The organism is Bradyrhizobium sp. 142 (genome assembly GCF_023074015.1).
GTDB lineage: Bacteria > Pseudomonadota > Alphaproteobacteria > Rhizobiales > Xanthobacteraceae > Bradyrhizobium.
Map to the genome: position 1 here is coordinate 22,720 of NZ_JADPKQ010000198.1, position 24,770 is coordinate 47,489.

26 protein-coding genes are annotated in these 24,770 nt (G+C 63.4%); 20 read left to right on the forward strand and 6 right to left on the reverse strand.

The genetic code is table 11. From position 1 onward, the window contains the following. Position 1 precedes the first annotated feature (1 nt). From nuoH to IVA82_RS17540, 18 genes are all read left to right on the forward strand, one after another. Positions 2-1,069, forward strand: a complete 1,068-nt coding sequence (gene nuoH, locus IVA82_RS17455; protein WP_247388497.1) for an NADH-quinone oxidoreductase subunit NuoH — start codon at positions 2-4, stop codon at positions 1,067-1,069. A 14-nt stretch (positions 1,070-1,083) separates the two neighbouring features. Beyond that, positions 1,084-1,572 carry an NADH-quinone oxidoreductase subunit NuoI gene (nuoI, locus tag IVA82_RS17460; protein ID WP_025036614.1) on the forward strand — a complete coding sequence of 163 codons (489 nt, stop codon included), beginning with the start codon at positions 1,084-1,086 and terminating at the stop codon, positions 1,570-1,572. A 9-nt stretch (positions 1,573-1,581) separates the two neighbouring features. After that, complete coding sequence (locus IVA82_RS17465; RefSeq protein WP_247388498.1) at positions 1,582-2,220, forward strand: NADH-quinone oxidoreductase subunit J; 639 nt, start codon at positions 1,582-1,584, stop codon at positions 2,218-2,220. Then, positions 2,217-2,525, forward strand: coding sequence for an NADH-quinone oxidoreductase subunit NuoK (gene nuoK / locus IVA82_RS17470; protein WP_092028826.1), 309 nt, complete (start codon positions 2,217-2,219; stop codon positions 2,523-2,525). The genes IVA82_RS17465 and nuoK overlap by 4 nt, the downstream gene beginning before the upstream one ends. 7 nt (positions 2,526-2,532) lie before the next feature. Continuing rightward, positions 2,533-4,632, forward strand: coding sequence for an NADH-quinone oxidoreductase subunit L (gene nuoL / locus IVA82_RS17475; RefSeq protein WP_247388499.1), 2,100 nt, complete (start codon positions 2,533-2,535; stop codon positions 4,630-4,632). Next, on the forward strand, positions 4,633-6,141 hold the full coding sequence (locus IVA82_RS17480; RefSeq protein ID WP_247388500.1) for an NADH-quinone oxidoreductase subunit M: 1,509 nt from the start codon (positions 4,633-4,635) through the stop codon (positions 6,139-6,141). It begins immediately after the preceding gene. A gap of 22 nt (positions 6,142-6,163) precedes the next feature. Then, a complete protein-coding gene (gene nuoN, locus IVA82_RS17485; protein WP_247388501.1) occupies positions 6,164-7,600 on the forward strand; it encodes an NADH-quinone oxidoreductase subunit NuoN in 1,437 nt (478 codons plus the stop codon). Between the two features lies 1 nt (position 7,601). Continuing rightward, positions 7,602-8,408, forward strand: a complete 807-nt coding sequence (locus IVA82_RS17490; RefSeq protein ID WP_247388502.1) for a biotin--[acetyl-CoA-carboxylase] ligase — start codon at positions 7,602-7,604, stop codon at positions 8,406-8,408. Continuing rightward, on the forward strand, positions 8,408-10,078 hold the full coding sequence (locus tag IVA82_RS17495) for a ribonuclease J (protein WP_247388503.1): 1,671 nt from the start codon (positions 8,408-8,410) through the stop codon (positions 10,076-10,078). Before IVA82_RS17490 ends, IVA82_RS17495 begins: the two co-directional genes overlap by 1 nt. Before the next feature lie 12 nt (positions 10,079-10,090). Next, the gene (mce, locus tag IVA82_RS17500; protein ID WP_247388504.1) at positions 10,091-10,495 is read left to right on the forward strand and encodes a methylmalonyl-CoA epimerase; all 405 of its coding nucleotides are present in this window, start codon (positions 10,091-10,093) and stop codon (positions 10,493-10,495) included. A 9-nt stretch (positions 10,496-10,504) separates the two neighbouring features. Further along, a complete protein-coding gene (locus IVA82_RS17505; protein ID WP_247388505.1) occupies positions 10,505-10,780 on the forward strand; it encodes a DUF1467 family protein in 276 nt (91 codons plus the stop codon). A gap of 35 nt (positions 10,781-10,815) precedes the next feature. Then, positions 10,816-11,163: a hypothetical protein gene (locus IVA82_RS17510; protein ID WP_247388506.1), complete on the forward strand. Its 348-nt coding sequence runs from the start codon at positions 10,816-10,818 to the stop codon at positions 11,161-11,163. 35 nt (positions 11,164-11,198) lie between these two features. Further along, positions 11,199-12,491, forward strand: a complete 1,293-nt coding sequence (gene mtnK / locus IVA82_RS17515) for an S-methyl-5-thioribose kinase (RefSeq protein WP_247388507.1) — start codon at positions 11,199-11,201, stop codon at positions 12,489-12,491. A gap of 136 nt (positions 12,492-12,627) precedes the next feature. Next, the gene (locus IVA82_RS17520) at positions 12,628-14,214 is read left to right on the forward strand and encodes an ABC transporter substrate-binding protein (RefSeq protein ID WP_247388515.1); all 1,587 of its coding nucleotides are present in this window, start codon (positions 12,628-12,630) and stop codon (positions 14,212-14,214) included. 60 nt (positions 14,215-14,274) lie between these two features. Continuing rightward, positions 14,275-15,198 carry an ABC transporter permease gene (locus tag IVA82_RS17525; protein ID WP_247388516.1) on the forward strand — a complete coding sequence of 308 codons (924 nt, stop codon included), beginning with the start codon at positions 14,275-14,277 and terminating at the stop codon, positions 15,196-15,198. Beyond that, positions 15,195-16,016: an ABC transporter permease gene (locus IVA82_RS17530; protein WP_247388508.1), complete on the forward strand. Its 822-nt coding sequence runs from the start codon at positions 15,195-15,197 to the stop codon at positions 16,014-16,016. Before IVA82_RS17525 ends, IVA82_RS17530 begins: the two co-directional genes overlap by 4 nt. Then, positions 16,013-16,993: an ABC transporter ATP-binding protein gene (locus IVA82_RS17535; protein ID WP_247388509.1), complete on the forward strand. Its 981-nt coding sequence runs from the start codon at positions 16,013-16,015 to the stop codon at positions 16,991-16,993. The genes IVA82_RS17530 and IVA82_RS17535 overlap by 4 nt, the downstream gene beginning before the upstream one ends. After that, the gene (locus IVA82_RS17540) at positions 16,986-18,059 is read left to right on the forward strand and encodes an oligopeptide/dipeptide ABC transporter ATP-binding protein (protein ID WP_247388510.1); all 1,074 of its coding nucleotides are present in this window, start codon (positions 16,986-16,988) and stop codon (positions 18,057-18,059) included. The genes IVA82_RS17535 and IVA82_RS17540 overlap by 8 nt, the downstream gene beginning before the upstream one ends. A gap of 237 nt (positions 18,060-18,296) precedes the next feature. Here the strand turns inward: IVA82_RS17540 and IVA82_RS48545 are convergent, their stop codons facing one another. The 4 genes from IVA82_RS48545 to IVA82_RS17550 all read right to left on the reverse strand — a co-directional run bounded on the left by IVA82_RS48545 (position 18,297) and on the right by IVA82_RS17550 (position 20,528). After that, on the reverse strand, positions 18,297-18,431 hold the full coding sequence (locus IVA82_RS48545; RefSeq protein WP_256469671.1) for a hypothetical protein: 135 nt from the start codon (positions 18,429-18,431) through the stop codon (positions 18,297-18,299). A 151-nt stretch (positions 18,432-18,582) separates the two neighbouring features. Beyond that, the gene (locus IVA82_RS48275; RefSeq protein ID WP_346658794.1) at positions 18,583-19,098 is read right to left on the reverse strand and encodes a serine hydrolase; all 516 of its coding nucleotides are present in this window, start codon (positions 19,096-19,098) and stop codon (positions 18,583-18,585) included. Beyond that, positions 19,029-19,490, reverse strand: coding sequence for a serine hydrolase (locus tag IVA82_RS48280; RefSeq protein ID WP_346659675.1), 462 nt, complete (start codon positions 19,488-19,490; stop codon positions 19,029-19,031). The genes IVA82_RS48275 and IVA82_RS48280 overlap by 70 nt, the downstream gene beginning before the upstream one ends. A 408-nt stretch (positions 19,491-19,898) precedes the next feature. Then, positions 19,899-20,528, reverse strand: a complete 630-nt coding sequence (locus tag IVA82_RS17550; protein ID WP_247388511.1) for a LysR family transcriptional regulator — start codon at positions 20,526-20,528, stop codon at positions 19,899-19,901. Between the two features lie 197 nt (positions 20,529-20,725). Between IVA82_RS17550 and IVA82_RS17555 the strand changes: the two genes are divergently transcribed. Then, on the forward strand, positions 20,726-21,112 hold the full coding sequence (locus IVA82_RS17555; protein ID WP_247388512.1) for a RidA family protein: 387 nt from the start codon (positions 20,726-20,728) through the stop codon (positions 21,110-21,112). Positions 21,113-21,163: 51 nt separating this feature from the next. Continuing rightward, a complete protein-coding gene (locus IVA82_RS17560; protein ID WP_247493436.1) occupies positions 21,164-21,868 on the forward strand; it encodes an L-2-amino-thiazoline-4-carboxylic acid hydrolase in 705 nt (234 codons plus the stop codon). A 354-nt stretch (positions 21,869-22,222) separates the two neighbouring features. On the opposite strand, the gene IVA82_RS17565 is transcribed toward IVA82_RS17560, so the two are convergent. Further along, a complete protein-coding gene (locus tag IVA82_RS17565; RefSeq protein ID WP_247389196.1) occupies positions 22,223-23,251 on the reverse strand; it encodes an ABC transporter permease in 1,029 nt (342 codons plus the stop codon). Positions 23,252-23,263: 12 nt separating this feature from the next. Continuing rightward, positions 23,264-24,766 (reverse strand): sugar ABC transporter ATP-binding protein, encoded by a 1,503-nt coding sequence (locus IVA82_RS17570; RefSeq protein ID WP_247389195.1) that lies wholly within the window; start codon positions 24,764-24,766, stop codon positions 23,264-23,266. Positions 24,767-24,770: the final 4 nt, after the last annotated feature.

Consider the following 24,770-nt stretch of genomic DNA (forward strand, 5'->3'; position numbering starts at 1 on the left):
GATGGAATTCTTCGAAAGCGCATTCTGGACCGGTTTCCTCTGGCCACTGATCATAATGATCGCGCAGAGCGTCCTGGTGCTGGTCGTGCTGCTGGTCGCGATCGCCTACATCCTGCTCGCCGACCGCAAGATCTGGGCGGCGGTGCAGATCCGGCGCGGCCCGAACGTGGTCGGCCCCTGGGGCCTGTTCCAGTCCTTCGCAGACCTGCTGAAGTTTGTACTGAAGGAGCCGATTATCCCGTCCGGCGCCAACAAGGGCGTATTCCTGCTGGCGCCCCTGGTGTCCTGCGTGCTCGCGCTCGCGGCCTGGGCGGTGATCCCGACCAATCTCGGCTGGGTGATCTCCGACATCAATGTCGGCATCCTCTTCATCTTTGCGATCTCGTCGCTGTCGATCTACGGCATCATCATGGCCGGCTGGTCGTCGAACTCGAAATATCCTTTCCTGGCCGCGCTGCGCTCGGCAGCGCAGATGGTGTCCTATGAGGTCTCGATCGGCTTCGTCATCATCACGGTGCTGCTCTGCGCCGGCACGCTGAACCTGTCGGCGGTCGTCGAGGCCCAGCATGCGCGCGGCCTTGCCAGCCTGATCGGGCTGCCGCAGCTCACCATCCTGAACTGGTACGTCTGGCCGCTGTTCCCGATGTTCGTGGTGTTCTACGTCTCGGCGCTGGCGGAGACCAATCGGCCTCCGTTCGATCTCGTCGAAGCCGAGTCCGAGCTGGTCGCCGGCTTTATGGTCGAGTACGGCTCGACGCCGTATCTGCTGTTCATGCTCGGCGAGTATGTCGCGATCGTCACGATGTGCGCGCTGGCCACGATCCTGTTCCTCGGAGGCTGGCTGCCGCCGGTCGATCTGCCGCCCTTCAACTGGGTGCCGGGGATCATCTGGTTCTCGCTCAAAGTGTTCTTCATGTTCTTCCTGTTCGCGATGGCAAAGGCGATCGTGCCGCGCTACCGCTACGACCAATTGATGCGTCTCGGCTGGAAAGTATTCCTGCCGCTGTCGCTGGCGATGGTGGTCGTGGTGGCCGGCGTGCTGCATTTCGCCGGCATCGCGCCGAAGTGAGGGCCGTCATGGGTATCAACGTCAACGCCACCGCACGCTCGCTTCTTCTGTCGGAATTCGTCTCGGCGTTCTTCCTCGCCATGCGCTATTTCTTCCAGCCGAAGCCGACACTGAACTATCCGTTCGAAAAGGGGCCGATCTCGCCGCGCTTCCGCGGCGAGCATGCGCTGCGCCGCTATCCGAACGGCGAAGAACGCTGCATCGCCTGCAAGCTGTGCGAGGCGATCTGTCCTGCGCAGGCCATCACCATCGAGGCCGGCCCGCGCCGCAACGACGGCACCCGCCGCACCGTTCGCTATGACATCGACATGGTGAAGTGCATCTATTGCGGCCTCTGCCAGGAGGCATGCCCGGTCGACGCCATCGTCGAAGGTCCGAACTTCGAGTTCGCGACCGAGACCCGCGAGGAGCTTTACTATGACAAGGCCAAGCTGCTCGCCAACGGCGACCGCTGGGAACGCGAGATCGCAAAAGCGATCGAGCTCGACGCGCCGTACCGGTGAGATGAGAGCATGATCCTTCCCGCGCTGTTCTTCTATCTGTTTGCCGGCGTCTGCGTCGCCTCGGCGGTGATGGTGATTGTCTCGCGCAATCCCGTGCACTCCGTGCTGTACCTGATCCTGGCCTTCGTCAACGCCTCCGGCCTGTTCGTGCTGATGGGCGCCGAATTCCTGGCGATGATCCTGATCGTCGTCTACGTCGGCGCGGTCGCGGTGCTGTTCCTGTTCGTGATCATGATGCTCGACGTCGATTTCCTTGAGCTGCGCGAGGGTTTCATCGAGTATTTGCCGATCGGCCTCGTGATCGGCGGCATCTTCCTGTTCGAGCTGCTGCTGACCGTCGGCTTCTGGGTCATCAACCCCGGTGTCAGCAAGACGATCACGGCGGCGATCCCGACCAATGTCTCCAACACCGAGGCGCTCGGGCTCGTGCTCTACACGAAGTACATCCACTACTTCCAGCTCGCAGGCATGGTGCTGCTGGTCGCGATGATCGGTGCCATCGTGCTGACGCTGCGCCACAAAGCGAGCGTGAAGCGGCAGGACATCAACGTTCAGAACGCGCGCACGCCCGAGATGGCGATGGCGATGCGCAAGGTGGCGCCGGGGCAGGGGCTCTCGGATGCCGACGCGGCGGAGTGGGTGAAATGACGGTCGGGCTCGGGCACTATCTGGCGGTCGGCGCAATCCTGTTCACGCTCGGGATTCTCGGCATCTTCCTGAATCGCAAGAACATCATCGTCATCCTGATGTCGATCGAGCTGATCCTTCTCTCGGTCAACATCAACCTCGTGGCGTTCTCGACCTTCCTCGGCGACATCGTCGGCCAGGTCTTCGCACTTCTGGTGCTGACGGTCGCAGCTGCGGAAGCTGCGATCGGTCTCGCCATCCTGGTGGTCTATTTCCGCAACCGCGGCTCGATCGCGGTTGAGGACGTCAATCTGATGAAGGGTTAACCCGGCTATGGTCCAGGCAATTGTCTTTCTGCCTCTGCTGGGCGCCATTCTGGCTGGCTTGATCGCGCTGTTCGGCGCGCATGCCCGTAACCCCTCAGGCGACACCGTCGAGCATCACGACAACCACGGTCATGGCGCGCAGGCGCATGCGTCCGATACGATCAACGAGGATGCGTCCGTCATCCACGAGACCCATCACGAGCCCGGCGACGGGCACGACGACCACCACGTCTCCGAGCCGCCGGCGGCGGGCTCGCGCGGGGCCGAGCTGATCACCACCGCACTGCTGTTCGTGTCGGCGGCGCTGTCCTGGATGACGCTGGTCGACGTCGGCTTCATGCATCATGACGCGCGGATCCAGCTTCTGCCCTGGATCTTCTCCGGCGACCTCCAGGTCTACTGGACGCTGCGGGTCGACACGCTCACCGCCGTGATGCTGGTGGTGGTGACCACCGTATCCTCGCTGGTGCACCTCTATTCCATCGGCTACATGGACCAAGACCCGTACCGGCCACGTTTCTTCGGTTATCTCTCGCTGTTCACCTTCGCCATGCTGATGCTGGTGACCGCCGACAACCTCGTGCAGCTGTTCTTCGGGTGGGAAGGCGTCGGTCTCGCCAGCTACCTCTTGATCGGCTTCTGGTACCAGAAGCCGTCAGCGAACGCGGCGGCGATCAAGGCCTTCGTGGTCAACCGCGTCGGCGATTTCGGCTTCGCGCTCGGCATCTTCGCGATCTTCATGCTGGCCGGCTCCACCGATTTCGAGCCGATCTTCCACGCCGCTCCCGGCCTCACCGGCAAGACCATCGACTTCCTCGGCTGGCACGCCGACGCGCTGACTCTGACTTGTCTGCTGCTGTTCATGGGCGCGATGGGCAAGTCGGCGCAGTTCCTGCTGCACACCTGGTTGCCAGACGCGATGGAAGGCCCGACCCCGGTCTCGGCGCTGATCCATGCCGCGACCATGGTCACCGCCGGCGTGTTCATGGTGGCGCGGCTGTCGCCGCTGTTCGAGCTCGCGCCGAACGCCCAGGCCGTCGTGATGTTCTTCGGCGCGACCACTGCGTTCTTCGCCGCGACGATCGGCCTCGTCCAGAACGACATCAAGCGCATCGTCGCTTATTCGACCTGTTCGCAGCTCGGCTACATGTTCGTGGCGATGGGGGCGGGGGCCTATTCGGTCGGCATGTTCCATCTGTTCACGCACGCCTTCTTCAAGGCGCTGCTGTTCTTGGGCTCCGGCTCGGTGATCTACGCGATGCATCACGAGCAGGACATCCGCAACATGGGCGGCCTGTGGCGCAAGATCCCCTACACCTATGCGGTGATGGTGGTCGGCACGCTCGCGCTCACCGGCTTCCCGCTCACGGCCGGCTATTTCTCCAAGGACGCCATCATCGAGTCAGCCTACGCCGCGCACAATCCGTTCGCGATCTACGGCTTCCTGATGACGGTCGTCGCCGCCGGCCTGACCTCATTCTATTCCTGGCGCCTGATCTTCAAGACCTTCCACGGCGAGCCGCATGACGACCATCACTATGAGGCGGCGCACGAGGCCCCGGTCTGGATGCTGATCCCGATCGGCGTGCTCGCGGTCGGCTCCATCATGGCCGGCTTCCCGTTCAAGGAGCTGTTCGCCGGTCACGGCATCGAGGAGTTCTTCCGCGAGTCCGTGAAGATGAACCCGCATATCATCGAGGAGATGCACCACATCCCCGAGACCATCGCTTTGCTGCCGACGGTGATGATGGTGCTTGGCTTCCTGGTGTCGTATCTGTTCTACATCCGGCGGCCGTATCTGCCGGTCGAGCTCGCCAAGACCCAGCCGATGCTGTACCAGTTCCTTCTCAACAAATGGTACTTCGACGAGCTGTACGACATCATCTTCGTCCGTCCGGCGAAGTGGATCGGCTACCAACTCTGGAAGAAGGGCGACGGCTTCATCATCGACGGCCTCGGTCCCGACGGCGTTTCGGCACGCGTGCTCGATCTCACCCGCCAAGTGGTCAAGATCCAGACCGGCTATCTCTATCACTACGCGTTCGCCATGCTGATCGGTGCCGCCGGCCTGATCACCTGGTTCATGTTCGGCTTAGGAGGCCAGTAAATGACGACCTGGCCCATCCTATCGGTCACGACGTTCCTGCCGCTGGTCGGTGCGCTGATCGTCTATCTCAGCCGCGGCGATGACGAGGCCGCCCGGCGCAATTCGCGCTGGATCGCGCTATGGACCACGCTGATCACCTTCGCGGTGTCGGTGATCCTGGTCATGCGCTTCGACCCGTCCAACGCCGACTTCCAGTTCGTCGAGAAGGCGAACTGGCTCGCCACCGGCATTACCTACCACATGGGCGTGGACGGCATTTCGCTGCCGCTGTTGATCCTGACCACCGCCATCATGCCGTTCTGCATCATCGCGAGCTGGAAGGCGGTCACCAACCGCGTCCGCGAATACATGATGGCGTTCCTGATCCTGGAAACGCTGATGATCGGCACCTTCTCGGCGCTCGATCTCGTGCTGTTCTATCTGTTCTTCGAAGGCGGCCTGATCCCGATGTTCCTGATCATCGGGGTCTGGGGCGGCCCGCGGCGGGTCTACGCCTCCTTCAAGTTCTTCCTCTACACGCTGCTCGGCTCGGTGCTGATGCTGCTCGCGATCATGGCGCTGTACTGGAACGGCGGCACCACCGACATCCCGACCCTGATGCACACCGCCGTGCCGCGCTCGTTGCAGACCTGGGCGTGGCTGGCCTTCTTCGCCTCGTTCGCGGTGAAGATGCCGATGTGGCCGGTGCACACCTGGCTTCCCGACGCGCACGTCGAGGCGCCGACTGCGGGCTCGGTGGTGCTGGCCGCGATCCTCTTGAAGATGGGCGGCTACGGCTTCCTGCGCTTCTCGCTGCCGATGTTCCCCTTGGCCTCGCATGACTTCGCGCCGCTGGTGTTCACGCTCTCGGCGATCGCCATCATCTACACCTCGCTGGTGGCCTTGATGCAGGACGACATGAAGAAGCTGATTGCGTACTCCTCGGTCGCGCATATGGGCTTCGTTACCATGGGCATCTTCGCCGGCACCATGCAGGGCGTCGCCGGCGGCATGTTCCAGATGGTCTCGCACGGCATCGTCTCCGGCGCGCTGTTCCTCTGCGTCGGCATCGTCTACGACCGCATGCACACCCGCGAGATCGCGGCCTATGGCGGCCTCGTCAACCGGATGCCGCTCTATGCGCTTACCTTCATGGTCTTCACCATGGCCAATGTCGGCCTGCCCGGAACGAGCGGCTTCGTCGGCGAGTTCATGACGCTGCTCGGCACCTTCAAGGTCTCGATCCCGACTGCGTTCTTCGCCAGTTTCGGCGTGATCCTGTCGGCTTGCTACGCGCTCTGGCTGTACCGCAAGGTCGTGTTCGGGGCGCTGGTCAAGCCCTCGATGATGAGCATGAAGGATCTCACCTTCCGGGAGTGCCTGACGCTGTTTCCGCTGATCGCGCTGACGATCCTGTTCGGCATCTATCCGAAGCCGGTGCTCGACATGTCGGCCGCCTCGGTCCAGCAACTCGTCAACAATTACAACACCGCTGTGACGGCCGTGAAGGCCGCCGCACTGCTCCAGTGAGCGGGCAGGTCAGGATATCGCCATGAGCTTTGAGACTGCAGGTTATCAACTGGCGCCGGTGCTGCCCGAGCTCGTGCTCGCGGTCGGCGCCATGGCACTGCTGATGCTGGGCGCCTATCGCGGGCAGGAGACGACCAAAACGGTCACTTCGCTTTCGGTCCTCCTCCTGGTCGCGGTCGGCGTGCTCGTGTACCTCCAGCCCGCGGGCAAGCACGTGACCTTCGGCGGCAGCTTCATCGTCGATGATTTTGCGCGCTTCATGAAGATCCTGGCCCTGATCGGCTCGGCGGTGACGCTGGTCCTCTCGACCGAATTCCTGTCAGATCCGTCGCGCCGCATCTTCGAATACGCGATCCTGGTGCTGCTTTCGACGCTCGGCATGATGGTGCTGATCTCGGCCGGCGATTTGATCTTGCTCTATCTCGGTCTCGAGCTGATGTCGCTCGCACTCTACGTCGTGGCGGCCGCGAACCGCGACAACGCCAAGTCGACCGAAGCCGGCCTGAAGTACTTTGTGCTGGGCGCGCTGTCCTCGGGCATGCTGCTGTACGGCGCCTCGCTGATTTACGGCTTCACCGGCACGGTCAGCTTCAGCGGCATCGCGGCGGCCGCGACGGTCTCGAATGTCGGCCTGGTGTTTGGCCTCGTGTTCCTACTCGCCGGCCTCTGCTTCAAGGTCTCGGCGGTGCCCTTCCACATGTGGACGCCTGACGTCTACGAGGGCGCGCCGACGCCGGTCACCGCCTTCTTCGCCTCGGCGCCGAAGGTCGCCGCGCTGGCCGTCTTCACCCGCGTCACGCTCACGGCATTCCCCGGCATCCTCTCGCAGTGGCAGCAGATCCTGGTGTTCGTGGCGATCGCCTCGATGGCGCTGGGCTCCTTCGCCGCGATCGGCCAGAGCAACATCAAGCGCCTGATGGCCTATTCCTCGATCGGCCATATGGGCTTTGCCCTGGTCGGCCTCGCCGCCGGCACCGTCGAGGGCGCACAGGGCGTCTTGATGTACATCGTGATCTACGTTGCGATGACGCTCGGCTCGTTCTCGATCATCCTTGCCATGCGGCGGAATGGCCAGGCGGTCGAGCAGATCAGCGATTTTGCCGGCCTGTCGCGGACCAATCCGCTGCTCGCCTTCATGTTCGCGATGCTGCTGTTCTCGCTCGCCGGCATCCCGCCGCTCGCCGGCTTCTTCGCCAAATGGTACGTCTTCGTCGCGGCGATCAAGGCCAATTTGTTCACGCTGGCGGTGATCGGCGTTCTGACCAGCGTGGTCGGCGCCTACTACTATCTTAGCATCATCAAGACGATGTACTTCGACGAGCCGGCCGGCCAGGTCGATCCCGTGCGCATCGAAGTGAAGACGGTGCTGGCGGTCGCGGGCCTGTTCAACATTCTCTTCGCGCTGTTCGCGGGCCCGGTGGTGAGCGTCGCCTCCGCCGCGGCAAAGTCGCTGTTTTAGGATGGGATTCGCGCTAGGTCCTCGCGCAGCGTCGGCGGGCTACAAGCTCGCAGCCTTCGAGCGGACCGGCTCGACCAACACCGAGGCGATCGAAAGCGCTCGCGCCGGCGAACGCGGCCCGACTTGGTTCGTCACGTCCGAGCAGACCGCCGGGCGCGGTCGGCGCCAGCGCCCCTGGATCGCGCCGCGCGGCAATCTGGCGGCCAGCGTCCTTGAGATCGTCGACGTCGCACCTGCGGTTGCCGCCACGATCGGTTTTGCGGCGGGGCTCGCGGAAGAAGCCGCGCTGGAGAAGGTCAGCCTCGAGGCCGCGTTGCGGCTCGGTCCTGACAGGCCCAGATACGCCCTGAAGTGGCCGAATGACGTCCTCGCAAACGGCAAGAAGCTGGTCGGCATCGGGCTGGAAGCCGAAGCCGTCGGCGACCGCCTCGCCGTGGTCGTCGGCATCGGCACCAATGTCGTGGCGGCGCCGGAGGGCACGCCCACGCCGGCCATATCGCTGGCGGCACTGGGCGTCCAGATCAGCGCGGAAGAGCTGTTTGCAGCGCTGTCGGACGCCTGGCTGGAGTTCCGCGGCATCTGGGACAATGGTCGCGGCTTTGCCGAGATCCGCAAACTGTGGCTGGAACGGGCCGCCGGCCTTGGCGAGGGGGTCGCGATCAATACGGGAGCGATGACGCTGGAAGGCATTTTTGACACGATCGACGACACCGGTTGCCTGATCGTCCGGACCACTGACGGCCGACGCCTGCCGGTGGCGGCCGGCGAGGTGTTCTTCGGCTCGGCCGCCTCCGTGGGAGCTGCGTGATGGCGAAACCTGACGAATTGGTATTTGCGCCGCTCGGCGGTGTCGGCGAGATCGGCATGAACCTGTCGATCTACGGCCTCGGCAGCCGTCAGCAGCGCGCCTGGCTGGCGATCGATCTCGGCGTCTCATTTGGCGACGAGGAGCATCTGCCGGGCATCGACCTGATCATGCCCGACATCAGCTTCCTGGAGAAGGAGCGCAAGAACCTGATGGGGCTGGTGCTGACCCATGCCCATGAGGACCATTTTGGCGCCATCATCGACCTCTGGCCCAAGCTGAAATGCCCGATCTATGCGACGCAGTTCAGCGCCGCGCTGTTCGAGGCCAAATGCGCCGCCGAGCGCAACGCGCCGAAGATCCCGGTGACGGTGGTGCCCTCGGGCGGGCGCGTCGATATCGGCCCGTTCAACGTCGAGTTCATCCCGGTCGCGCATTCGATCCCCGAATCGCACGCGCTGGCGATCCACACCGAGGTCGGCACGGTGCTGCACACCGGCGACTGGAAGATCGACCCGACCCCGATCATCGGCCGCCCGACCGACGAAAAGCGGCTGCGCGAGCTCGGCGATCAGGGCGTGCTCGCCCTGATCGGCGATTCCACCAATGCGGTCCGCGACGGCCGCTCGCCCTCGGAGGCCGAGGTCGCCAAGACAATCATCGAGCTGGTCAAGGCCGCCAAGGGCCGCGTCGCCGTCACGACCTTTGCCTCCAACGTCGCCCGCATCAAGGCCGTGGCCGATGCCGCCAAGGCCGCGGACCGCGAGGTCGTCGTGGTCGGGCGCGCCATGGAGCGCGTGTCGCAGGTCGCGCGCGAAACCGGCTATCTCGACGGCGTGCAGAATTTCCGCTCGACCGACATCTACGGCCACCTGCCGCAGGACAAGGTGCTGGCGCTCTGCACCGGCAGCCAGGGCGAGGCCCGCGCGGCACTGGCGCGCATCGCCAATGACGACCACCCCGAGATCACGCTCAACCGCGGCGACAGCGTCATCTTCTCCTCACGCACCATTCCCGGCAACGAGAAGGCCGTCGGCTCGATCATCAACAATCTGATCCTCCAGGGCGTCGAGGTCATCACCGACCGCACCCATCTGGTCCACGTCTCCGGCCATCCCCGCCGCGACGAGCTGCGCGACATGATCGCCTGGGTGCGCCCGCAGCTCCTGATTCCCGTCCACGGCGAGGCCTTGCACCTGCACGAGCACGCAAAGCTCGCGCGGGCGGCCGGCGTGCCGCGCGTGCTGGTGGTCCGCAACGGCGACCTGATCAAGCTCGGCCCCGGCGATCCTGGCATCATCGGCGAAGTGCCTTCCGGCCGTCTCTACAAGGACGGCGCGATCCTGGAGGATTCCAAGTCGCGCGCGGTGGTCGAGCGGCGCCGGATGGGGTTCTCGGGCTGCGCTTTCGTCGCTATCGCCATGACCGAGCAGGGCGAGCTGGCCGACGATCCCGAAGTCGATCTCGTCGGCATCCCCGAGAAGAACAGGGCGGGCGAGCCCTTTGACGAGCTCGTCTTCGATGCCGTGATGTCCACCATCGAGGGTCTGCCAAAGGCGCGCCGCCGCGATGCGGATGCGCTGGCGGAATCCGTCCGCCGTACGGTGCGGGCCGTCATCAACGAACATTGGGGCAAAAAGCCTCTCTGTCTGGTACATGTCCTGACAGTCTAACGGGAGAGAACCATGCTGGGCCGGCTCAACCACGTCGCGATCGCGACCAAGGACGCCGTCAAGGCCGCGAAAATCTACGGCACGGCCTTCGGGGCGCAGATCTCGGAGGCCGTCGCGCTGCCCGAGCATGGCGTCACCACGGTGTTCGCGACGCTGCCCAACACCAAGATCGAGTTCATCGAGCCACTCGGCGATAGCTCGCCGATCGCAAAGTTCCTCGATCGCAATGCCGACGGCGGCATCCACCATGTCTGCTACGAGGTCGTCGACATCATCGCCTCGCGCGACACGCTGGTGAAGGAGGGCGCGCGGGTGCTCGGCGACGGCGTGCCGAAGATCGGCGCGCACGGTAAGCCGGTGCTGTTCCTGCATCCGAAGGATTTTTCGGGCGCCCTCGTCGAAATCGAGCAGGCGTAGAGCCGAACCATGGCCGTCCAGATATCAACCGCGCTCGCGATCTACTTCGTCATCTGGTGGGTCGCGCTGTTCCTGACGCTGCCGTTCGGCGTGCGCAGCCAGCATGAGGATGGCGTCGGAGCACCCGGCACCGATCCCGGCGCGCCCGTCCTGACGCGGATGAGAAGCAAGCTGATCTGGACCACGATCATCTCGGCGGTCGTCTATGGCCTCGGCATGGCGGCCTACCAGGCCGGCTATCTGTCGGTCGAACGCTTGTCGAAATTGATGGGGATGCCGTTCTAGACGTTTTTGCTAACGAAATTATTTTGGGGGAATGAATGACTTTTCAACGGATCGTCATCGCGCTTCTGGTGCTGATGGTCGCCGGGATCAGCGCCATCGGCTACCTCGAGTGGCGAATGGCCGTGCAGGTGCGGACGCTGAAGGCGTTCGTCGAGGGCTACGTCTTCAACGAGGCGGTGATGGCCTGCGAGCGGGCGCAGAGCTCGACGCCGTTCAAGTGGAACGGCGGCAAGAGCACCTCGGTGATCGGGCTGAACTCGGTCAAAACAGACAAATACACCGTCAGCGCCAGCTATACGCTGGTGGCGGACAGCGTCTATTGTGATTACGATCCGATCAAAAGAAAGGCCGAGATCGGCTCGAGCTTCCTGGAGCGGGAGTAACGATCCGGCCATGCCAAGCATGGGATGGGATCGTTATGACCGAGCAGCCGGCGGGGGACTATCGGATCTTGCATGAGGCGGCCCTGCGGGATTACCTCGCGGGCGTCCCGGAACTGACGGCAACGCTCGGCCGCCAGCCGACGTCCTGGTCGATCACCGAGGTCGGCGACGGCAATCTCAATCTCGTCTTCATCGTCAAGGGCGCCAGCGGCGGCGTCGTCGTGAAGCAGGCGCTGCCCTATGTCCGTCTGGTCGGCGAGAGCTGGCCGCTGCCGCTGTCGCGGGCCCATTACGAATATCTGGCCCTGTCCAAGCAGGCCCAGCTCGCACCCGGCCTCGTGCCGGCCCTGCTGCACCACAACGATGCGCTGGCGCTGACGGTGATGGAGCTGCTGGAGCCCCACATCATCATGCGGAAGGGGCTGGTCGCGGGCACGCAATATCCGCGCTTCGCCGGTGACATCACCACCTTCATGGCGCGGACGCTGTTCTTAACCTCCGACCTCGCGCTCTCTGCCGCCGAGAAGAAGGAGGGCATCGCCGCCTTTGCCGGCAATCACGCACTGTGCAAGATCACGGAAGACCTGATCTTCACCGATCCCTACCGCATCGCCGAGCAGAACCGCTGGACCGCGCCTTACCTCGACGCGCTCGCCGCAAGCCTGCGCGAGGACATGGAGCTGCATGTCGCGGTCTCCCGGCTCAAGCTGAAGTTCATGGCGCGCCCCGAGGCGCTGATCCATGGCGATCTTCACACCGGCTCGATGATGGTGACGGAAAGCCAGACGCGGGTGATCGATCCGGAATTCGCATTCTATGGCCCGATGGGCTTTGACGTCGGCGCGGTGCTCGCCAATCTGCTGATGGCCTATTTCGCGTCAAGCGGCCATGAGCGCCCGCCGGGCGAGCGCCGCGCGTTCGAGGGCTGGGTGCTGGAGACCGTGGAAACGGTATGGAACGAGTTCGCGCGCAAGTTCCTCGATCTGTGGCGTGCTGGAGCCACCGGTGACGCCTATCCTGCCGCGCTCTTCGCCGCCGAGAAAGGCGCCGCGCGGCTGGAGGCCGAACGCCACGCCTACATGCAGCGCCTGTTCGCCGACACCGTCGGCTTCGCCGCCGCAAAGACCATCCGCCGCATCTTCGGCCTCGCCCACAACATCGATTTCGAACTGATCGAGGACCCGCGGAGGCGGGCGGTCTGCGAGGCCCGCGCCGTGCGGCTGGCAAGGGCGATGATGGTCGAGGCGGGGGCGTTTCCCGCCATCGCTGACGTCACCGGCACGGCGCGAAAACTGCGCGACTGGCAGCCGGATTTCGCGACTGGTTAGGGGGCATACGCACAATTCGCGAGTTCGCGAGCGCTGCGCTCGCATACGTCACCCCATTCAAGGTGCTTGCATTCGACACACTACGAATGGTCAACTCGCCAAATCGGAACATGCCTGCATTGTCGGAGGGACCATGATGTTCAGGATGATGGCGATCGTCGTTGGTTTGGGGCTGGCGCTCGCGGCCACGGCGGAGGCCCAGACGCCGCGCAAGGGTGGAACCATCCGGATGACGGCGCCCTATGGCTCGAGTTTCACCAGCCTGGACATTCATACGACTCAGCGCGCCCAGGACGAGATCTACGCCAAGGGTCTGCACCGGTCTCTCTACATTTGGGACTCCGCTGCGGGCAAGCCGGTTCTGGAGCTTGCCAAGGAAGACGTGGTCTCGGGCGGAGGTCTCGTTCACACCTTCAAGCTGCGCGACGACGCTTACTTCCACAATGGCCGCAAGATGACGGCCGACGACATCATCTGGTCCTACAACCGCATCATGGACGGCACCAAGGCCTTTCCCGGCGCGCGCTATGTCCGCATCATCGAGGGCGCGGCCGCGGTCGAGAAGGGCCAGGCCAAGGACATCTCCGGCCTGAAGAAAATCGACGACTTCACGCTCGAAATGAAGCTGACCGAGAAGGTCGATCCGGGTTTCTATTTCTGGAACGCCCTGACGTCGATCTATCCCGCCGACGAGGCCGCAAAGGAGAGCTTCATCCAGAAGCCGATCGGCCTCGGACCCTTCAAATTCGTCGAGCACGTGCCGGGATCGCGCATCGTCCTGGAGCGATGGGACCGGTTCTACAAGCCCGGTAAGCCCTACGCCGACAAGCTCATCGTGTCGGTCATGGGCGAAGCCGCGGCACGCGATGTCGCCTTCCGCAACAAGGAGATCGACACCTCGGTGTTGGGGCCGGCGCAGTATGTCGCCTATCAGGCCGATGCCGACCTCAAGGGCACCATCGTCGAGGTCGCCGAGGTCTTCACCCGCTACATGGGGATGAATCCCGCTTTTAAGCCGTTCGCCGACAAGCGCGTCAGGCAGGCGATCAACTATGCCATCGATACCGATTTGATCATCAACAAATTGGTCAAGGGCAAGGCCTATCGCGCCACCAGCTGGCTGCCGCTGACCTCTCCGCTCTACGACAAGACCATGAAGCCCTACGCCTTCGATCCCGCCAAGGCCAAGCAGTTGCTCGCGGACGCCGGCTATCCCACCGGCTTCGAATTCGAGTGGACGACAAGCCAGAATGAAAGCTGGGGCCTGCCGATCGTCACCGCCGTGATCCCGATGCTGGACAGGGTTGGCATCAAGGCAAAGGTCAAGCAGGTCGAGACAGCCGTGCTGGCGGAGGTGGTTCGCACCGGCGACTACCAGGGCTTCGTCTATTCCCAGGCGAGCGGCCCGGATCCCCAGGCGGCGCTGAAATGCTTCCACTCCTCGACGCCGCCATCGGCCTGCAACTACATGAATTTCAAGAATGCCGAGTTCGACAAGCTGGTCGATGAGGCCGGGCAGGCCGACGATGCCGCCAAGCGCGGCCAGCTGCTGCAAAAGGCCAATGCCCTGCTTTACGAAGAGGCGCCGGTCTGGTTCTTCAACTACAACAAGGCGGTCATGGCGGTGCAGCCGTGGCTCAAGGGGATTCAGTTGAACGCGACGGAGCTGACCCACCAGACCGTCGAAGACCTCTGGGTCGACGAGGCCTCGCCCGCGAAGTGACACGCGCTCTCGCGCTCCCTCCATCGCGGCAAACGATGGAGGGAGAGAGGAACGATGCCGATGCTCTCCTTCCTGATCCGCCGTATCCTGCAGACCATTCCGACCGTGCTCGCTGTCGTGCTGCTGGTGTTTGTGCTGTTCAGCATCGTTCCCGGCAGCATCGCATCGACCATGAGCGACGATGTCGATCCGCAGGTCGAGGCGCGTATGAAGAAGCAGCTCGGCCTCGACGAACCCGTCTACGTCCGCTTCGGCTCCTACATCGCCAAGCTCGCGACCGGTGATTTCGGCACCTCGTTCCGGACGCGCGAGCCGGTCACGGCCATGATCGCCAAACGGACCTGGCCGACGCTGCAACTGATATTCGCAGCCATGGCGTTTGCGGTTGTGGTCGGCGTGCCGCTCGGCTTCATCGCAGCATTGCGGCCGGGCAGCATCGTCGATACGGCCTCGATGGTCTTGGCGGTGTCGGGCCTTTCAATGGCCAAGTTCTGGCTCGGACTGCTGTTGATGTACCTGTTCGCGTTGAAGCTCGGCTGGCTGCCGAGTTTTGGCTACGGCGATGGGGGAGGCAAATATCTGATCCTGCCGGCCGTGACCCTTGGCGTCTCGCCGATGGCGCTGCTGGCACGGACGACGCGCGCCGCGGTCCTCGAGATCATGACTGCCGATTTCGTCCGCACTGCGCGCTCGAAGGGTATGAGCGAGACCCGGGTCGTGAAGTGGCACGTGATGCGCAACGCACTCGTACTGATTCTCACGACAATCGGCCTGCAATTCGGCGCGTTGATGGGACAGGCGGTCGTCGTCGAGAAATTGTTCTCGTGGCCGGGCATCGGCTCGCTGCTCGTCGACAGTGTCCTGCAGCGCGACATTCCGGCCGTCCAGGGCTCCATTCTCGTGGTGGTGCTGTTCTTTCTCGCGATCAACCTGCTGATTGACCTGCTCTACGGCGTGATCGATCCCAGGATCAGATACGCATGAAGCTGAGAGCCAATCTCATCATCGGCGGTGCCTTGTTCGCGCTTGCGATTGTCGTCGGGCTGCTCGCGCCCTGGCTGGCGCACACGGATCCCGTGCTGGACGCCAACCTGATGAATGCAGAGGAGGCCCCGAGCTGGACCTGGTGGTTCGGCACCGACGCGCAGGGCCGTGACATCTATTCCCGCGTCGTCTACGGCGCGCGCATCTCGCTGACGGTCGGCATCGTCTCGCAGCTCATCAACAGCGTCATCGGCGTAGCGCTGGGCCTGAGCGCCGGCTATTGGGGCGGCTGGTGGGACGATTTCGTCAACGGCCTGACCAATCTCATGCTCGCGATCCCCTCGCTGATCTTCGCGCTTGCCATCATGGCGGTGCTTGGACCCGGGCTGACCAGCCTTTTGATCGCGCTCGGATTGACCAATTGGTCGTTCACGTGCCGGCTCGCACGGGCATCGGCGCTGTCGCTCAAGAGCCAAGGCTATGTGCAGGCCGCAAGAGTGCTTGGCTACGGTGATTTGCGCATCATGATCTCGCAGCTGCTGCCGAACATGCTCGGCCCCATCATCGTCATCGGTACGCTCGGCATGGGCAGCGCGGTCTTGTCCGAGGCCGCGCTGTCGTTCCTCGGCCTCGGCGTTCGCCCGCCTTTTCCAAGTTGGGGCAGCATGCTGTCGGAGGCGCGCGAGCAGATCACGACGGCGCCGTGGCTCTCGGTTTTTCCCGGCGTCGCCATCTTCCTGACGGTGCTCGGGCTTAATCTGCTCGGCGACGGGCTGCGCGACATTCTCGATCCACAATCGCGGAGCCGGCGTATATGACGGGCTCGCCGCTGATCGAAGTCGAGGAACTGCGCATCGACCTCAACCACGGATCTAGCCGGGTTGCCGCTGTCGAGGGCGTTTCGTTCCGTATCGATCGCGGCGAGACGTTCGGCCTGGTCGGCGAATCCGGCTGCGGCAAGAGCATTACGGCGCTCGCTCTAATCGGCCTGTTACGGCAGCCGTTGTCGATCGGCGGAGGCGCTATCCGATTTGAGGGGCGGGAGATCCAGGGTCTTTCAGCCGCCAGGCAGCGAGCGCTGCGCGGCGATCGCATTGCCATGATCTTCCAAGAGCCGATGACGGCGCTGAACCCGGTCTCGCCCGTGGGACGGCAGATCGCCGAGATGTTCGTGCTGCACAAGGGAAAAAGCTGGCGGGAAGCCGACCAGCTGGCGGTCGAGGCGCTGGCGAGCGTCCGCGTGCCCGCACCCGAGCGGCGCGTGAAGGATTACCCGCACCAGCTGTCGGGCGGCATGCGTCAACGCGTGATGATCGCCATCGCACTCGCATGCGGTCCGGATCTCCTGATCGCCGACGAGCCGACCACCGCGCTCGACGTAACCGTGCAGGCCGAAATCATCGAGCTGATGCGGAATCTATGCGCCGAGCGAGGAACAGCTGTTCTGATGATCAGCCACGATCTCGGCCTGGTCGCCAATGTCTGTCGCCGCGTCGCCGTGATGTATGCCGGCCGCATTGTCGAGGAGCGCGGTTCGGCAGATATCTTCCGGGCGCCCTCGCATCCCTATACCCAAGGACTCGTCAATTCGCTGCCGCGGCTGGGGAGCAGGGCCGCACTTGGACGGACCCGGCTCACGGAGATCGCGGGCGTGGTGCCGGCGATCACGGATTTCCCGGCCGGTTGCCGGTTCAATCCGCGTTGCGCGCATGCGACCGATGTTTGCCGGACCACCGCGCCGGAGACGACATGGCTGGGAGCCGGCGGTCTGGTCAGGTGTCATCACCATGCATGAACCCCAGAACATGCCGGGTGAGGACAGGGCGGGTAAGGCGAGGCCGGGCGACGATGTCATTCTCAGCGTCGAGGATCTCGCCGTTCATTTTCCTGTGGGTGGCGGCTTGCTGGGCCGCGGCCGGCGGCTGCTCCGTGCCGTCGACGGCGTCGATCTCAGGCTAAGGCGCGGCGAATGCCTCGGCCTCGTCGGCGAGTCCGGCTCTGGCAAGTCGACGGTCGCACTTTCGATGCTTGGTCTGCTGACGCCGACGCGAGGCCGCATCGTGCTGGACGGGCAGGTGGTGACGGGCCGGCAATCGGGTGACCGGAAGGCATTGGCCCGCATCGTGCAAATGGTGTTTCAGGATCCCTACGCCTCGCTCAATCCACGCCAGACCGTTCGTCGCACGCTCGAAGATCCCCTGCGTGTGCATGGCGTTACCGCCGCAAGCGAGATCGAGGACCGCGTTGCGACGATGCTGCGGCATGTGGGCCTGCGGCCCGAACAGTCGGGCCGCTATCCGCATGAATTCTCGGGCGGCCAGCGCCAGCGCATCGGCATCGCGCGCGCGTTGATCCTCAATCCCAAAATCGTCATCTGCGACGAGCCGGTCTCGGCGCTCGATGTGTCGATCCGCGCCCAGATCATCAATCTGCTGCTGGAATTGAAGGAAACCCTCGGCCTCTCCTACATCATGATCAGCCACGACCTCGGCGTCGTTGAACACATGAGCGACAGGGTGGCCGTCATGTATCTCGGCCGCATCGTGGAGAGCGGCGACTGGCGCGAAATCTTCGAGCGGCCGGCGCACCCGTATACCCAGACCCTGATCGCCGCCATCCCCGATCCGCTGCGCCGCGCACCGCTGGCGACGACAGGCGGCGACCTTCCCAACCCGCTCAACCCGCCGGACGGATGTGCCTTCAGCCCGCGCTGTCGTTACGCGGAGGCGGTGTGTCGCCGCGAGCCTGGGCCAGCGCTGGAGACGCGTCCCGACGAGCATGCGGTGAGGTGCTGGCGCGCTGATGAAATTGCCGGTCAGACAGAGAGGGGATTAGCCTCGACGGAGGACGGACACCTCTAGGGATGAGAGCAGAGTAGTGCATATGGCCCTTTGAGCGGCTGAGCGCGCGCCTCGTCCTTCGAGACGACCGCTTCGCGGTCTGCTCAGGATGAGGCTAAGCACTATCGGCGCCTTTGAAACTGCCGCCGCGCATCCATCCTCATCCTGAGGAGCCCGCCATAGCGGGCGTCTCGAAGGATGCGCCGCGGATACAGTCTGCATATGCGATAGTGTCCGGGGGCATGACCATCGTCAATCTCACCGCCGCAGCGCTTCGACGGGATCGAGCCGGGCGGCGCGCGAGATAAAACCGTCCCTGCGGCGCGCCCGCAAATAGCGAGCTGAGAGCATCCATTCGAAGGGCGCAAACGGCGCGGTCGACGGCTCTGTCATGATCTCAGCTCATGCCCCGGCAATAGCCGTCATTCTGTCCGGTTGCGACTCGCTTGGCTATAGGTGCGTGCCTGCGTTTGCGCTTGGGGGCCATCTTGGGCGTTCCAGCTTTGGCCCTGTCTCGGTGCCGCCGTCGCCGAACCGGCAATGTTCAATGAGGGCCCTCCTCTCTCATCAGCCGATCGAGACAGGACGACGGAGCAGGATGGTCGGTTAGAGCGGGCAGAAGGACTTCATTGACGAAGTGGACGCTTCCACCTGGAATGCTGGAGAGCGAGGTCACCGCGACGACAAGATCAAGCTTGGGTAAAACATAGATGATTTGGCTACCGTTGCCTGCGGCGAAAAAGGCATCCAACCCCGTACTGGTGTGCGTAACCCACCAAAGATAACCGTAGGCCGCCCCGACCGGAGCGCCGCCGTCATTGTGCCTTGACGTGGAGTCGGCCACGTATTCACTCGACACGAGCTGATCATGTCCCCAGCGGCCGTGCTGGAGATAGAGCAGACCGAGTTTGGCCATGTCCCTGGCGCTGAGTGACAACGTAGATGCGCCAATCAGATGTCCTTCGGCATCGGCTTTCCAATCGAAATTCGCTATGTCGAGCGGGCCGAACAGATTTTGCTCCGCGAAGCTCTTGGAGTTCTGCCGGATCGCCCTTGCCAGAAAGCCACCGACAGCAGGTTGACGCTGTCATCGTCGTATTCGAACCGGGTGCCGGGCTCGTGCCGGATTGGTCGACTGAGTGTCCACTGCCACATCTCGTCCGGTGGAATGACAGCCTTGGCACCGAACGGCGCCGCCGAATCGAAGCCGGAGGTCATCGTCAGAAAATCGCGAACCGTGATGTCGCGGACGTGTGCATCGAAAGTCGGATCCAATGCTTCAGGCAAGAGCTCAGAAAGCTTTTGATCGACGCGCAGGTAGCCCTTGTCGAGTGCGAGGCCGACCAGGATCGAAAGTACGCTCTTCGTGACCGAGTGCACGGGCAACAATGTCCGGGAATTCACGCCGGCCTTGTAGTACTCGAATTCCACGCAATCGCGCCGCGCGAGCACCACGCTTCGAACGGTGCGGTACTGGTCGGCGAGCAGGATCGGAAGTTTGGCCAACCCACTTTGCGCTTGTGCGAGGTTGCCGGCAGCCGCGGCTGAGAACAACAGCATTGCAGCAAGGCCGGTCCACCACTTTCTCTGCAATTGCCTCGCCCTCAGCTTGAGCCTAACGCTCACCGGATGCGCTATCGGTGCCACCGTGAAATTCTGCCCCGGTTTTGTCCGACGAGTCAAAGCTGGTCGTGGCGGAGGGGCTCAAGTCACTCGGCGCCAAATTCCTCAATCACTTCTACTTTGCATGGGGGAGTTTTCGCGGTTTTTTCTCGATGTCTCGATCCACCCCCAGATCATCAATCTTCCGCTGGAATTGAAAGAAGCGCTCGGCCGCTCCTATCTTGCCTCGCGATCGCCTCAACTGCCTCTGCTGCCGACCAGACGAGGGCGGCGGTGGTTTGCGAGCGGGTTCTCGGCCGGCAGGGCGCGCAGCCAATTGCGGAAGCTGACGATCTCGGGACAATCCGCGGTGCCTTCGGGCGCAATCAGCCAATCACCCAAACCGGATCCCTCATTGACCCGGTCGCAGCGATAGCCCGGATGGTGGCCAAGACTGCGGGCTATCAGCAGGTCGACTTTGCCTTCGATCAACTCGTGCAAGCCCGCGGGCTGGAGCACGCGCAGGCCGATGTCCGCATGCGCGCTGCGAAACGCCGCCAACTCGAGACGGCGCAGGTCGAAGCTGCCATGGACTCCCAACTGCAGCAGCACCGCACCTGCGGGTTTCAATTGCGAGGTCGCATCCGCAATGCGGCGAAAACCTTCGGATATCTCGGGCAGATAGGCCTGACCCGCCGCGGTGAGGACGAGCTGCTTATGCAGCCGCTCGAACAGCTGTACGCCGAGGCGCGCCTCCAGCGCCTTCACCTGCTGCCCCACGGCGGCGGGCGTCACGTGCAGTTCGTGCGCGGCTAGTTTGAAGCTGAGATGCCGCGCGGCGGCTTCGAATGCGCGAAGCGCGTTGAGTGGTGGAAGGGTGTAGGTCATCGCTGCCCAGGTTCTCACTGAAAGGCTGCGCGCTTGCAATAGATTTTCTTGCGCTGAACCGCAGGAATGATGCTTTGCGAAGCGGTGATGTCGCCGGATACGGTCAGCTCGCAATGCGGAGAAACACTGCGTCCTGCCGCCCACCCGTCGCTTCGCATCGTCTGGTGCTGGACCTCATCGAACAGGAGACAACTGCGATGGCTCAAATCGTCAGCCACAACCCAGCAACGGTCCACGCTCCCGTCGGCGGATACTGCATGGGACTTGAATTGAAGCAGCATCGCCGCCTGTTGTTCATCAGCGGCCAGGTGCCCGAGACGTCCGACGGCGCCGTGCCTGAAGGTTTCGAGGCGCAATGCGAGCAGGCCTGGCGCAACGTCATGGAGGTGCTCGGCGCCGCCGGCCTTGGCGTCGAGCATCTGGTCAAGGTCACCACGTTCCTGACTGACCGCAATCAGGTCGTGACCAACCGCACCATTCGTCGCGCTATGCTCGGGGAACACCAGCCCGCGCTGACGGTCGTGATCGTCGAGACCGTTGACAGCAAGTGGCTGCTGGAGATCGAGGCGATCGCCGCGGAGTGATACCGCATTCGCCGACCTTGCAACGAGCCAATCATATCAGGTGTCCGTCCAATGGCTGAGATCATCCATCCCTTCTACGAATCGCATCGCGGTACAATGGAGGCTGCCATGCGCCATCGCCTCGACCTCGCCGAAGCGATGTTGTGCGAGCGCGCGGATCTATCCGACATCGATCGGATCAGGCGGGAGGTGATGGACGAATTCGAAATCGTGCTGAACCAAATGCCCTATGTCGGCGGCGCGGCAAGTCGCATGAGCGACTTTTTCATGCGTCTGATGGGCTTCATGGCCATCAGCCGGGTACTCCTGCGACATGGCGTGCCGGTGTCCGTGATCGGGGAGATCGAGCGAGAAACCTACAAGGCGCAATTGCTCACCATGCCCGAGGCTGAACGTCTCGCCTCGGGGCATCAATTCATGTCGTCAGAGAATCAGGCCCTGCTGCGCGAGCAGGCGGCAGAAAGCATGACAGAAAGCCATCAAAAGGAGTTTCCGGAAGATTTCGTCTACGATTTCGTCGAGCCGGGCCCGGTTGACAGCTTTGAATTCGGCATCAACTACAAAGCTTGCGGCTTTTGCAAATTCGCGGCTCGCCATGGCGACAAGGAAATCCTGCCGAATATTTGTGGGCTTGATTTCGACGCCTATGCAACGCGAGGCATCCGCCTGGAGAGGACACAAACTTTGGCTGGCGGCGCGAGCCACTGCAATTTCCGATTCTGGCGGCTCGCGCCCGATGCGACGTCGGAGAGTTAAGCTCCCATATTCCGCGATAGAGGTGGCCCTGGATAGCTCGCCTGCTGCCGCATCGTCATTGCGAGCGCAGCGAAGCAATCCAGAATCTTTCCGCGGTGGCAGTCTGGATTGCTTCGCTGCGCTCGCAATGACCGGGTTGATGCAGCATGAACATCAGAGGATTTTGGGGGTACTACACACCGGCCGCCATGGTGACATCGTGCTCCTGTTTTGCCCGACGAGTCAAACCTCGTTGCTGTGGGCTCCAACTTTCCGAGGCTGTGGCCTCCGACTGTTCCGAACAAAAGTTCTCAACGATTCCATGCGATTTCTACTGTGCATGGGGTTGTTTTCGCGCTTTTTGTTTAGGAGGCGCTACTCCACCGCCTTCTCGCGCAGCCGCTGGGCATAGACGTTGATCACCAGCGCCGCCAGCAGGATCAGGCCGCGGATCAGGATCTTCAGGAAGCTGTCGATGTTGACGTGGTCGAGGCCATTGTTGAGCACCCCTAACACAAACAGGCCGACGATGGTGTTGCCGATGCCGCCGCGGCCGCCGAACAGGCTGGTGCCGCCGACCACGACCGCGGCGATGGAATCGAGCAGATAGGTGTCGAACTCGTTCTGCTGCGCGCTGCCGAAATGGGCGATGCCAAGCATGCCGCCGATGCCCGAGCACACCGCCGAGATCACCATCACCGCGCCGAGGATGAGCTTGACGTCGAGGCCGGAATATTCGGCCGCCTCGCGGTTGCCGCCGACCATATAGACGTAGCGGCCAAAGCGCGTGTAGGTCAGTACCAGATGGCCGCCGAGCAGCATGATGGCGGCGACGATAACGATCCAGGGAATGCCGCCGATCGAACCGGAGCCGAGCGTGGTGATCATGCCGGGCACCTTGTAGGCGATCTGGCCGCGCACCAAGAGCGCCGAGATGCCGGCCGCGATCTGCATCATCGCCAGCGTCATGATGAAGGAGGGGATGCCGATCACGGTCAGCCCCAGCGCATTGACGAACCCGAGGGCTGCACAGAGCAGGATCGCGAGCAGGATCGCAGCAGCGCCGGGCAGGGGAATGTTGGGAATGTTGACGTAGGATTCCTGCAGCGTGAAATAGGCGACTGCGATGCCGGTGACATTGGCGATGCTGGCGATCGAGAGGTCGATCTCGGCGCAGAGGATCACGAAGGTGAGGCCGACCGCGATGATACCGGTGACCGATACCTGGGTCAGGATGTTGCCGAGATTGTCCAGCGTGGCGAAGGACGGGCTGGCGAAGGCGAAGAAGCCGGACAGGAAGATCAGCGTCAGGAACGGGGCAATGTTGCGCATCTGCGAGCGCAAGAAGGGCGCAATCCCCCGCGCTCGCTGCCCTGCCGCCAAAGCCGTCTCACTGCTCGCCATTGTGCTTCTCCGTCACGCCGCTTCCAGCAGGCGATCCTTACTGACCGGTTCGTTGGCAAATTCCCGCACCACCGCGCCGCGCTTGAGCACGAGGATGCGGTCGGCCAGCGACAGCACCGTTTCCGGCTCGGTCGACAGCACGATGATGGCAAGTCCCTTGGCGCGGAGGTCGCGGACGATGTTGATGACGTCGTTCTTGGCGCCGACATCCATGCCGCGGGTCGGTTCGCACAGCACCAGCAGCTTCGGCGGATAGGTGAGCCATTTTGCCAGCGCGACCTTCTGCTGGTTGCCGCCGGAGAGCATGCCAAGGTCGAGGCCGACCACCGGCGGCCTGATCTGCAACTGCTCGACTTGGCGCTTGGCGATATCGCGCTCCTGCGCCGGCTTGAGCATGAGCGCGGAGATGCGATCCAGAATGCTGATCGAGATGTTCTTGTAGACCGGCTCCTGGTGGAACAACATGGCGCGCCGGCTTTCCGGCACCAGCGCCACGCCGGCGCGCCGCGCGGCGGCCGTACTCGCAAAAGTTCTTGCCCTGCCGTCGACGGCCAGCGTGCCGCCGTCCGGCCTGAGCTTGCCGAAGAGGATGCGGGACAATTCCTGCTGGCCGCAGCCCATGAAGCCGTAGATGCCGAGCACCTCGCCGGCGCGCGCCTCGAAGGAGACGTCCTGCAGGCTGCGGGCCAGCGAAAGCTGCTCGACCTTCAGCACCACCGAGCTTTCGCTGGGGCGCGGCAGCATCAATTCATCGTTGTAGCTGTGCTCGAGCACTTCGCCGCCGCGGCCGATCATGGCCTCGATCAGCGCACCCTTGCTGGTTGCGGTGCTTGCTGTCTCGGCGACCTTCCGCCCGTTGCGGAATACCGTCACCGTATCGGACACGCGCAAGATGTCCTCGATGAAATGCGAGATGAAGACGATTGCAGTGCCTTGCTCGCGCAGCCGCCGCAGCGTCGCGAACAGGCGCTCGACCTCGGGCGGAGAGAGCGCGGAAGTCGGCTCGTCCAGGATGACGATGCGCGCGCCCGAGAACAGCACGCGGGCGATCTCGATCAGCTGCTGGAGCCCGATCGGGAGGTCGCCGAGCCGCAACATCGGATCGACGTCGATGCCGAACCGGGCGAGCTGCTCGCCGGCCTCGCGCGCCATGCGCCGCCATTGCACGAGGCCGAGCCTGTTGGTCGGCTGGTTGCCGAGGAACACGTTCTCCGCGACCGTGAGGTCGGGCGCGACGCTGAGTTCCTGGTGCACCATGGCGATTCCGGCCGCGTGCGCATCGCGGGCCGAGCGGAAATGCGTCTCCTGGCCGTCGATCAGGAAGCGGCCGGAGAACTCGGTGTGCACGCCGGCGATGATCTTCATCAGCGTGCTTTTTCCAGCGCCGTTCTCGCCGACGAGACCATGGATCTCGCCGGGCGAGAGCGCGAAGTCGACACCACGAAGCGCTTCGACGCCGCCAAAGCTCTTCGTGATGCCCTGGAGTTCGAGGATGGGCTGTTGTCCTGCAGGCATGGAA